This window comes from Kribbella sp. NPDC051137, assembly GCF_040682535.1.
GTDB lineage: Bacteria > Actinomycetota > Actinomycetes > Propionibacteriales > Kribbellaceae > Kribbella > Kribbella karoonensis.
This window is the reverse complement of sequence record NZ_JBFBBI010000001.1, coordinates 936,977-947,687: the sequence shown is the minus strand read 5'-3', so window position 1 is coordinate 947,687 and position 10,711 is coordinate 936,977. Positions and strand designations below refer to the sequence as shown.

General features: G+C 69.6%; 9 protein-coding genes. 3 read left to right on the top strand and 6 right to left on the bottom strand.

What is annotated here, in order from left to right; all coding sequences use genetic code 11:
* Positions 1–50: 50 nt before the first annotated feature.
* The 4 genes from AB0M51_RS04515 to mraZ all read right to left on the bottom strand — a co-directional run bounded on the left by AB0M51_RS04515 (position 51) and on the right by mraZ (position 4,495).
* Complete coding sequence (locus tag AB0M51_RS04515; RefSeq protein WP_344201068.1) at positions 51–2,009, bottom strand: penicillin-binding transpeptidase domain-containing protein; 1,959 nt, start codon at positions 2,007–2,009, stop codon at positions 51–53.
* Between the two features lie 235 nt (positions 2,010–2,244).
* On the bottom strand, positions 2,245–2,874 hold the full coding sequence (locus tag AB0M51_RS04510) for a hypothetical protein (RefSeq protein WP_344201071.1): 630 nt from the start codon (positions 2,872–2,874) through the stop codon (positions 2,245–2,247).
* Positions 2,874–3,839 carry a 16S rRNA (cytosine(1402)-N(4))-methyltransferase RsmH gene (gene rsmH / locus AB0M51_RS04505; protein ID WP_344201074.1) on the bottom strand — a complete coding sequence of 322 codons (966 nt, stop codon included), beginning with the start codon at positions 3,837–3,839 and terminating at the stop codon, positions 2,874–2,876. The genes AB0M51_RS04510 and rsmH overlap by 1 nt, the downstream gene beginning before the upstream one ends.
* Positions 3,840–4,063: 224 nt before the next feature.
* Positions 4,064–4,495, bottom strand: a complete 432-nt coding sequence (gene mraZ / locus AB0M51_RS04500; protein WP_344201077.1) for a division/cell wall cluster transcriptional repressor MraZ — start codon at positions 4,493–4,495, stop codon at positions 4,064–4,066.
* Between the two features lie 596 nt (positions 4,496–5,091).
* Between mraZ and AB0M51_RS04495 the strand changes: the two genes are divergently transcribed.
* From AB0M51_RS04495 to AB0M51_RS04485, 3 genes are all read left to right on the top strand, one after another.
* Positions 5,092–5,997 (top strand): AAA family ATPase, encoded by a 906-nt coding sequence (locus AB0M51_RS04495; RefSeq protein ID WP_363748498.1) that lies wholly within the window; start codon positions 5,092–5,094, stop codon positions 5,995–5,997.
* 3 nt (positions 5,998–6,000) lie between these two features.
* Positions 6,001–7,287 carry a DUF58 domain-containing protein gene (locus AB0M51_RS04490; protein WP_344201082.1) on the top strand — a complete coding sequence of 429 codons (1,287 nt, stop codon included), beginning with the start codon at positions 6,001–6,003 and terminating at the stop codon, positions 7,285–7,287.
* Between the two features lie 97 nt (positions 7,288–7,384).
* On the top strand, positions 7,385–9,757 hold the full coding sequence (locus AB0M51_RS04485; RefSeq protein WP_344201085.1) for a DUF3488 and transglutaminase-like domain-containing protein: 2,373 nt from the start codon (positions 7,385–7,387) through the stop codon (positions 9,755–9,757).
* On the opposite strand, the gene AB0M51_RS04480 is transcribed toward AB0M51_RS04485, so the two are convergent.
* Entirely contained in the window at positions 9,732–10,166 is a 435-nt protein-coding gene (locus AB0M51_RS04480; RefSeq protein WP_344201088.1) for a GNAT family N-acetyltransferase, read from the bottom strand. The two genes, AB0M51_RS04485 and AB0M51_RS04480, sit on opposite strands and share 26 nt — an antisense overlap.
* A 78-nt stretch (positions 10,167–10,244) precedes the next feature.
* Positions 10,245–10,646, bottom strand: a complete 402-nt coding sequence (locus AB0M51_RS04475; RefSeq protein WP_344201091.1) for a DUF3040 domain-containing protein — start codon at positions 10,644–10,646, stop codon at positions 10,245–10,247.
* Between the last annotated feature and the right edge of the window lie 65 nt (positions 10,647–10,711).

Genomic DNA, 10,711 nt, shown 5'->3' with positions numbered 1-10,711 from the left:
CACGGACCCTGTGACTCCTACCTGACCCTGCGTCACGACCAGCCGGTTCATCACCAGGTGAGCGGGATGCTCGGCTGCGCCGCCCCGGTCGGCGGAACGACGTACTTCTGCAGCGCGTAGCTCATCACGTCTCGGAACACCGGTCCTCCTTGGAGACCACCACCCCGGGCACCCTGGGGATCGTGCAGTACGACGTACGTCACGAACCGTGGGTTGTCGGCGGGAGCAAATCCGGCGAAAGAAGTCGCCCAGGCGCCGTACTTCGCGGTGCCGGGGACGACCTGCTGCGCCGTACCGGTCTTGCCGGCCACCAGGTACCCGTCGATCGCGGCCTGCGGCGCGGTGCCCTTCTTCGCGGTCACCGACTCCATCATGGTCGTGACCTCCTTGGCGGCCTTCTCGCTCACCACCCGGCGCGACGGCGCGGTCTGGTTCGGGGTCAGCGTGCCGTCGGCCTGGACGAAGTTCCGGATCAGCTTCGGCGGCTCGTACACGCCGCCGTTCGCGACCGCGTTCACCGCGGCGGCCTCCTGGACGGCGTTCACCGACAGGCCCTGGCCGAAGGCGACGTTCGACCGGGTGATCTCCGGCCACTCGTCGCCCGGGGCCAGCCGGCCGTTGGTCTCACCGGGGAAGTTCAGCCCGGTCGGCTCGCCGAAGCCGAAGTCGTGCAGGTACTTCACGAACTGCGGGATCGGCATCCGGTGCGAGAGCATGATCGTGCCGACGTTCGACGACTTGGCGATGATCCCGGAGACGGTCAGGTTCATCGTGTCGTGCGCCCAGTGGTCCTTGATGATCCGGCGCTGGACCTCGATCGTGCCGGGCACCGGGATCTTGGTGTCCAGGTTGATCAGGCCGGCGTCGGCGAGCGCGGCCATCGTGACCACCTTCTGCACGCTGCCCGGTTCGAAGCTGCGGTCGAGCGCGGTGTTGCCCAGGTTGGTCCAGGTCTTCTTGTTGTTCGGGTCGAACGACGGGTAGTTCGCCAGCGCGAGCAGCTCGCCGGTCTTGACGTCCATCACCACGACCGTGCCGGCGCTCGCCTTGTACTGCTGGACGGCCTGCTGGATCCGCTTCTCGGCGAAGAACTGCAGGTCGGTGTCCAGGGTCAGCTGGACACCGACGCCCGGCTTCGGCTCCTGGACGGTGTGGTTCGCGTTCGGGATCTGGTTGCCGCGGGCATCCACCTCGTAGACGGCCTTGCCGTCGACACCGGAGAGCTTGTCGTTCAGGCCGTACTCCAGCCCGGACAGGCCCTTGCCGTCGCCACCGGTGACGCCGACCAGGCTGGCGGCGATGGTGCCGTTCGGGTGGCTGCGGATCGGCTCTTCCTCGGTGTACAGACCGCCCAGCAGCTTGGCCTGCTGCTCCACCGGCTTGCCCTTGTTCTGCTTGGTGATCGGCACGTTCGCGGCCTTGATCTCGGCCTGGATCGCGCTCCACGTCGTCGGGCTCACCTGGTGCGCGAGGTACGCGAACCGGCCCGGGCCGGACATCGCCGCGATCAGCTTGGCGGTCGTCGTACCGGGCAGCTTCGGCGCCAGGATCGCGGCCAGCTGCTGCGCGACCGGCTTGGTCTGCTGCGGGTCGGCGGTGATCGCGACCGCGTCCTCGGTGACCGCGAGCTCGACGCCGTTCCGGTCCTCGATGGTGCCGCGGTCGGCGTGCAGGATGTACGCCCGCGCGTTCTCCTTGGTCGCCGCCGCCGCGTAGCTGTCCGGGTCGACCCCCTGCAGCAGCACGAGCCGGCCGGCGAACAACGACAGCACGAACGCCATCACCCCGAAGGTCAGCCGGAGCCGCAGCGCGGGACGTCCCAGCCGCAACATCCGCGGCGTCTTCCGCACCTTCCGCTTCTTGGGCCGAGGCTGAGGCCGATTCTGCGGCGGCCGCTTCTTCCCGGCCGTCTTCTTCACCGGCCGCTTGGCTGCGGTCTTCTTGGCCGGCGCCTGCTTGCGAGCGGTCGGCGTACTGCTCGACGGTCGCTTGGCAGCGGCCTTCTTCACCGGACGCTTCACCGGGCGCGGCGACGCGGTCCCGTTCGCGCGCTCCTGCTCCTCGCGCGCTTTGCGGAGGAGGCGGTCGCGGGTGGATTCGGGGCGTTGGGGGCCCTGGGACGCGGAGCGGGCACTGTCTGTAGCGGATGGCCGACGGGGTTGAGCCTTACGGGGTGGATTGCCCCGCCCTGGTTCGGTGCCACGCTTGCGTGGCGGCTCGTTTCCCCGTCGGTCCGTCATCCGATCATCCCCGTGTGGTCGTGGCGGGCTTCGTCGTGGCCGGCGGCTTGGTGCCGGCCGGCGGCTTGGTGGTGGTCGTGTGCGTGTTCGCGGTCCCGGTCGTCGGCTTGACCGGGGTCACCGGTTTGACCGGTGTCACCGGCTTCACCGGTTTGACCGGCGTGACCGGCTTGGTGGTCGTCTTCGCGACCGGCTTCTGCTGGCCGAACATCGCCGTACCGGCGCCTGCCTTGCCCTCCGCCGGTACGCCGAGGACGCGCCCGTCGGACAGCCGCAGGAACACGGGGTTCGGGTTCGGCACCATGCCCATCTTCAGCGCCCGGTCGGACAGGTTCTGCGGCGACTCCAGCGCCCGGACCTGCTTCTCCAGCTGCTGCTGCTGATCGCGCAGGTCGTTCGCCTGGCTGTTCAGCTTGGTGATGTCGAACGTCCCGCTCTGCAGCTGCGTGTTCAGCAGCAGCAGGCCGACCAGCCCGGCGGCCAGCAACGACACCACGAAGATCACGAACGGCATCCGCGGCGGCCGGAACGGCGCGCCGTACACGACCCGGAGCCGCGGCTGCTCCTTCTTCGCGCCTGTGCTGCCAGGGGCCGGTGTCACCCGCGCCTTCTGCGGGCTGAAGACGGTACTCATCAGGCCACCAGTCCCTTCTCCCGGATCCGCTCGGCGGCCCGCACCCGGGCGGAGGCGGCCCGCGGGTTCACCGCGACCTCCTGCTCGGTCGGCCGTTCGGCACCCCGGGTCAGTAGCTTCAGATACGGTTCGTGCCCGGCCGGGATCACTGGCAGGTCGTCCGGTACGTCGGCCTTCGTGCCCGGCGCGAACGCCTGCTTGGTGATCCGGTCCTCGAGCGAGTGGTAACTCATCACGACGATCCGGCCGTGCAGCGCCAGCGCGTCGAGGGCGGCCGGCAGCGCGCGACGCAGTACGTCGAGCTCGCCGTTCACCTCGATCCGCAGCGCCTGGAACGTGCGCTTCGCCGGGTGTCCCCCGGTCCGCTTTCCGGCCTGCGGGATCGCGTCCCGGACCAGCTCGGACAGCCGCGCGGTGTTCGTGAACGGCTCGACCGCCCGCTCCCGGACGATCCGGTCCGCGATCCGGCGGGCGAACTTCTCCTCGCCGTACTGGAACAGGATCCGGGCCAGGTCGGCCGCGCTGTACGTGTTCACGATCTCGGCCGCGGTGGTCCCGCGGGTCGGGTCCATCCGCATGTCCAGCGGCGCGTCCTGCGCGTACGCGAACCCGCGGCCGGCCTCGTCCAGCTGCATCGACGAGACGCCCAGGTCGAACAGGATGCCGTCGATCGCCGGTACGCCGAGATCCGCGAGTGCCCGCGGCAACTCGTCGTACACCGCGTGCACGAGAGTGATGCGTTCCCGGTACGGCGCCAAGCGCTCACCGGCGAGCCGGAGCGCGTCCGGGTCCCGGTCGAAGCCGATCAGCCGGACCTCGGGGAACTGCCGCAGGAACGCCTCGGAATGCCCGCCGAGACCGAGGGTCGCGTCGACGAAGACCGCGCCGGGACGCGCGAGCGCCGGTGCCAGCAGCGCGACCACGCGCTCCAGCATCACCGGCACATGCCGCTCCGCAGCGTCCATCTCGACCCTTCCCGTCACTTCCCGCCACTGTGGGAGCGACCCTGCCCCCGCAGGTCATGTGAGCGTGGGTAGACAACACCGTCCGGTCAGATCGCGGGTACGCCTTCCGGGGAAGTACCTGTTCGGTCTTGGCGCCGGGGAAGTGACGCCAACACTCCAGGTCGGAAGTCGGACCCGTGATCTCACCGGACGGTCGATGTGTCTCGGTCCCACACTGTTGAGCTTTAGAAGATGCCTGGCAGTACTTCCTCGGACAGGTCGGCGAACGCCTGCTCCTGCTCCGCGGAGTACCGGTTCCAGTTCTCCGTGTTCCAGATCTCCACCCGGTTCATCGCCCCGATGACGACGCAGTCGCGATCAAGTGCTGAATAGTCACGCAGCATCGGTGGGATGGTGACCCGGCCCTGCTTGTCCGGCATCTCGTTGGAGGCGCCGGCGAACAACATCCGTAGGTAGTCCCGGGCACCCTTGTTGGTGATCGGAGCCTGCTTCAACTGCTCGGTCAGCTGGACGAACTCACGCTCCGGCCACACGGACAGCGATCGCTCCTGCCCTCGCGTGATCACCAGACCGTCGGCCAGCTCGTCGCGGAACTTCGCCGGCAGGAACAGCCGCCCCTTGTCGTCGAGCTTGGGGAAGTGAGTTCCGAGGAACACGCTCCACCTCCCCGTTGCGGACTCTCCGACTCAGGCGAGTGCTTCCACCACTTCAGTTCCACTGCGCTCCACCTTACTCCACTTTCCACCACCGTCAACCAACTTCCGCCCCATTACGCCCCCGTGCCGCCCGGATCCCCGCCTGATTCGGGCCTGATTCGTGCTCGGGGCCCGCGTGTCGCTGCCGCCTCAACTGCCCTCGCGGACCGGCGTGTGGAGCGTGCTGGAGGGCCGTCGTGGAGCGAAGTGGAGGAGCCGGTGGAGGAAAGTGGAGGAAGGTGCGCCGGACAGCCATGAACCATTTGCTTGGCCGGCTCGTGAACCAGGTACCGATTCGCAGCGTCGTACGCCCCACACACCGCTGGTGCCGCCCGTACGCTTGGAGGGACGACTACCGACCCTTGGGGCGTGCGCCGATGACGATCGATCAGCCAAGTGACGAAACTCTTGGCCCGACCCCTACAGAGGGTGAGAATGTGTCGGCAGTCAACGAATGGGGAGGACTCAGAGTGAGCACCACCGCCACCAGCTCGCCGCTGGCAGGAGCCGGGGATTTCGACGAGCTGTCCGAGGTGGCGGCGCGCGTCCGCCGGGCCATGGAACAGGTGATCGAGGGCAAGCCCGACGTCGTCGAGGTCGCCGTCACGGTCCTGCTCGCCGAGGGCCACCTGCTGATCGAGGATGTGCCGGGCGTCGGCAAGACGATGCTGGCCAAGGCGCTGGCCAAGTCGATCGACTGCAGCGTGCGGCGGATCCAGTTCACACCGGACCTGCTGCCGTCCGACATCACCGGTGTCTCGGTCTTCAACCAGGAGATCCGCGACTTCGAGTTCAAGCCCGGCGCGGTGTTCGCGAACATCGTGGTCGGCGACGAGATCAACCGGGCCTCGCCGAAGACCCAGGCCGCGCTGCTCGAGTCGATGGAGGAGCGCCAGGTCACCGTCGACACCACGACGTACAGCCTGGAAGCGCCGTTCATGGTGATCGCGACGCAGAACCCGATCGAGATGGAAGGCACCTACCCGCTGCCGGAAGCACAGCGCGACCGGTTCATGGCGCGGGTGTCGATGGGTTACCCGGAGCCGGCCGCCGAGCTGCGGATGCTGGACGGGCACGCGGCCGACGACCCGCTGGCGAACCTGCAGCCGGTCACGGACGGCCAGCAGATCCTCCGGCTGGTCAAGACCGTGCAGTCGGTGCACGTGTCGGAGTCGGTGAAGGAGTACGCCGTCGCACTGGTCGGTGCGACCCGGCGCTCCCAGGAGCTCCGGCTGGGCGCCAGCCCGCGCTCGACGCTGCACCTGGTCCGGGCGGCGCGTGCGGCGGCGGCGCTCGACTCCCGTGAGTTCGTGCTGCCGGACGACATCCAGGAACTGGCGGTTCCGGTGCTCGCGCACCGCGTGCTGCCGGCGGCCGAGGCGCATCTCGGTGGGCGCGGTGCGGCCGACATCATCTCCGGGCTGGTGGCCAGCGTGCCGCTCCCCCGTACCCGTCGGGACTGAGGCATGCGGCAGGCACTGCGCGGACTGACCACCCGAGGGCGGGCGTTCGTCGCCGCCGGGATCACCGCGTCGCTCTGCGCGCTGCTGCTCGGCCAGAAGGACCTGCTGCGCGTCGGCATCCTGCTGGCCGCGCTGCCGGTGGTGGCGGCCCTGGTCGTCGGCCGGACGCGGCTGCGCCTGCAGGTACGCCGGAGCCTCGCGCCGGACCAGGTCCCGGTCGGAACGCAGGCCACCGTCGAGCTGACGCTGAGCAACCAGGGGCGGATGCCCGCGGGGCTGCTGCTGCTCGAGGACCGGATTCCTTACGTACTGGGCCACCGGCCGCGGTTCGTCGTCGACCGGGTCAGCCCGAACTGGCGCCGTACGGTCACGTACCCGGTCAAGTCCGATGTCCGCGGGCTGTTCCAGGTCGGGCCGTTGATGCTGACGGTCGCGGACCCGTTCGGGCTGGTGGAGACGAGCCGGACGTTCACGCGCAGCCAGCACCTGCTGGTCACGCCGCGGGTCCACAAGCTTCCCGAAGTACGACTCGGGGCCGACCGGGCCGGATCCGGTGAGAACCGGCCGCGGGCGATCGCGGCCGCGGGCGAGGAGGACGCGACGGTCCGCGAGTACCGCGACGGCGACGACCTGCGGCGGGTGCACTGGCGGTCGACGGCGCGCCGCGGCGAGCTGATGGTCCGCCGCGAGGAGCAGCCGTGGCAGAGCCGGTGTGCGCTGTTCCTGGACGCGCGGGTGATCTCGCACCACGGGCACGGGCCGTCGTCGAGTCTGGAGTGGGCGGTCAGCGCGGTCGCGTCGATCGGCATCGACCGGTTGCGCCGCGGGTACGTCACGACGATGCTCGGCGGGCCGACCACACTGTCCGCGATCACGCACCGGACGTCCGCCGCGGTCCACCAGCCGCTCAGCCAGCAGCAGCTGCTGACCGAGTGCGCGACCGTCGAGGAGCACAAGTACGCCGAACTCGGCCCGCTGCTGACCGTCGACCGGCACGCGCAGGAGCCGAGCCTGGTGATCGCCGTCCTGGGCGCCTGCAGCACCGACGACGTCATCGCGCTGAACCGCTGGCGGACCAGCCAGGCGACCGGCGTCGCGCTGGTGCTGGACGCGGCCAGCTGGGCGGTCGGCGCCGAGGCGACCGAGAAGGCCGCCCGCCTGACCGCGGCCACGGACGCCACCGAGAACGAACTCCGCCGCAACGGCTGGCGAGTAGCCAGGGTCCGCCGCGGCGACCACCTCCCCACCGTGTGGTCCGGCCTCGGACTCAGAAGTGGACGGATCGCATGACAGCACACAAGCCACGACTCCGTCGCGGCGGGTCATCGGGCTTTTGCTCCCGGCCTTCCCTCGTCGCTTCGCTCCTCAGTCCAGGCCCGGAGGCCCGATGACCGGTCACGCGAGGATTTCGATAGCTGCTTGGGGTGCGACCGCGCTCGGGTCGTTGGTGCTGACGCCGGTGTTCTCCGGGCCGTTCCTCTTCGTCAGCGTGTTCCTCTGTGCGCTGATCACCGGCGTCGGTGTCCTGCTGCAGAACCTGCGCATCCCCCGGATCGTCGTACCGATCGTCCAGCTGCTGGTGCTGGTCGAGCTGCTCTCGCTGTTCTTCCTGCACAGCACGATGAAGTTCGGGCTGTTCCCGTGGAAGGCCACCGCGCTCGAGTTCAACGCGCAGATGGCCGACGCGATGGACTCGATCAACCGGTTCAGCGCGCCGCTGCCGCAGGACCCGCATCTGACGTTGTTCGCGGTGACCGTGATCGCGGTGACCGGGTTCCTGATCCACGTGATCGCGGTCCAGCTCCGGCAGGCGGCGTGGTCCGGGCTGTTGCTGCTGATCATGTACACGGTGCCGGCGGCGACCGTGCACGGCGGGCTGCCGTGGCTGCTGTTCATCCCGCCGGCGATCGGCTACATCGTGCTGCTGTCCGCCGAGGGCCGCAGCCGGCTGAGCCGCTGGGGCCGCCGGATCTCGGGCGTCTCGCACCTGGACGCGGCCGAGCCCGTGGAGGCGTCGGCGCTCGGTCAGGCCGGCCGCCGGATCGGGCTGACCGTGGTCGCGATCGCCGCCCTGCTGCCCGCGTTGTTGCCGTCGCTGCCCGAAGGCGTGATCGGCAACGGTCTGGCCGGGGGCAGTTCCGGCACCGGGATCGGTGCGTCGATCTCGTCGACCAACCCGATGCTGGACATGGGCCGCAACCTCAAGCGCGGCGAGAACGTGGTCGCGCTGACGTACAAGGGCGGCCCATCCGGCGGCAGTTACCTGCGGCTGACCGCGCTCGACCTGTTCGACGGCAACACCTGGCAGATCGCGCCGCGCGGCCAGGAGAACCGGGTGACCGGCGACCTGACTCCCCCGCCCGGCTTCAACGGCGACCTCTCCAAGGTCCCGCTGACCACGATGGACATCAACGTCACCCGCGACCTCCGCTCGCAGCTCGTCCCGGTCCCCTACCCGCTGCACTCGATCTCGCTGAAGAAGGACTGGAACTACGACGCCAACGCGCTGGACGTGATGTCCGGCAACGGCGGCATCGTCGCGGGCAAGAAGTACAAGCTCACGGCGTACGACATCGAGCCGACGCCGGACCAGCTGCACGACTCGATCACCACCGCCGCCCCGGACAAGTACACGATGGTCGTCCCGGAGCGGACGCCGGAGAGCATCAAGCAGCTGGCCTACCGGGTGACCGCGGACGCCAAGGACAACAAGTTCGAGGCGGCTGTGCTGCTGCAGGACTGGTTCCGCACCGGCGGCGGGTTCACCTACAGCACGCAGAACGTCAAGGGCAGCGGGATGGCAGCGCTCGAAGACTTCCTGCTGACCAGCAAGTCCGGGTACTGCGAGCAGTTCGCGACCGGGATGGCGCTGATGGCCCGGATCCTCGGCATCCCGGCCCGGGTCGGCATCGGGTTCCTGCCCGGGACAGCCGGCAAGGACGGCGTCTACACGGTGCGGATGCACGACATGCACGCCTGGCCGGAGCTGTACTTCCAGGGCACCGGCTGGGTCCGGTTCGAGCCGACCCCGTCCGCTCGCGTGTCGACCACGCCCGGCTGGACGGTCCCCGCCGACGAGACCACCACCCCGACCACTCCGACGACGACCACCGAGCCGACCACGCCGGGTGCGAAGCAGACCGCGCCGATCGACAAGCCGCGGCACGACCCGAACCTGTCGGACCAGAGCGGCGGTACAGCGACCGGCACCGGCAACTGGTTCAGCAACGGCGGCGGGCAGGCGATCGCCGGTGGGCTCGGCGTGCTCCTGCTGATCTGCATCCCGTGGCTGGTCCGGACCCTCACCCGCCGGCGGCGGTACCTGCGCCCGCCGGGACGGGCCGGGGCCGAAGGGCTGTGGGCCGAGATCCGGGACACCGCGCGGGACCTGGACCTCGACTGGTCGGAGATCTCGACGCCGCGCCAGTCCGGTCAGTGGCTGGTGTCGCAGCTGCCCGCGGAGACCCATCCGGCCGCGCGCCGGCTGGCCCGAGGCATCGAGGCGCTCCGGTACGCCGGCGACTCGAACCTCGAGCTGGACCTGCGCGACGACGCGGCCGCTGTACGGCAGGCCCTGTGGGCGCAGGCGCCGGCGCGGCGCCGGTGGCGGGCGCGGCTGCTGCCGCCGTCCTGGCGGTGGTACCTGAGCCGCGGCACGACCGAGGCGTCGGACCTGCTGGACGAGTTCGACCTGCTGCTGGCCCGGCTCCGCTCGGTGCTGCTCCCGAAGCGCTCTACAGCGGGATCACATAGAGGATGAACCCCCGGTTCTCGGCTACCTGGTCGTAGAGCCGGCGTGCGGTCGCGTTCGACTCGTGCGTGGACCAGTACACGCGACCGCACTCCCGCTCCCGGGCCCACTCGGTGACCGCGCCGATCAGCGCCCGCGCCACGCCCTGCCCGCGCGCTTCCGGAGCGGTGAACAGGTCCTGCAGGTAGCAGGCGTCCGGTGCCGTCGTACTGGCGTGGGTGAGGAAGTGCGCGATGCCGACCAGCCGGCCGTCGACGTAGGCGCCGAGGGCATGGATCTCCTCGTCGCGCTGGAACCTGACCCACGCCTGGTCGAAGAAGTCGTCCGGCATCGTCCGGCCGTAGAACTCGTTATAGCCGGCGAACAGGGTCTGCCAGGCGGCGCGGTCAGCTGCGGTCAGGCGTCCGATGGTGAGCATGGCCGAACGTTGCCATGACCGTGCAGAAACGGCCACACCCGGCCTCGGGGGCGCGGGTGTGGCCGGGATGTCAGGCTGTCAGAGGTCTTCCTCGCGGCGGCGGCGCCAGCGGTCCTCCATGCGCTCCATGAAGCTGCCCGACGAGTCGTGCCTGGTCCGGTGGCGCTTGGCCGGCGGAGGCGGCGGGATGTCGTCGGACTCTCCCGCGTTGCTGATCCGCTTCATACTCAGCGCCGCGACGTACAGGCAGGCGACCATCATCACGAAGCCGATGACTCCGATGATGGTGTTGGGCAGGATCGCACCGGTCATCAGCACCGCGATGCCCAGCACGAATCCGACGCCGGCAAGAACTGCCCGGCGCCGGTAGTACAAGCGCACATTTGTCCCACGCATGGCGGAAACGAACTTCGGGTCTTCCGCAGCAAGGGCACGTTCGAGCTGCTCGAACTGGCGCTGCTCTTCTTCCGAGAGGGGCACCGTCGATCCCTCCATGATGAGCGCGATCTCGATAGGCCGCCTCCAGTCTAGGCCGCGCCCGCGTC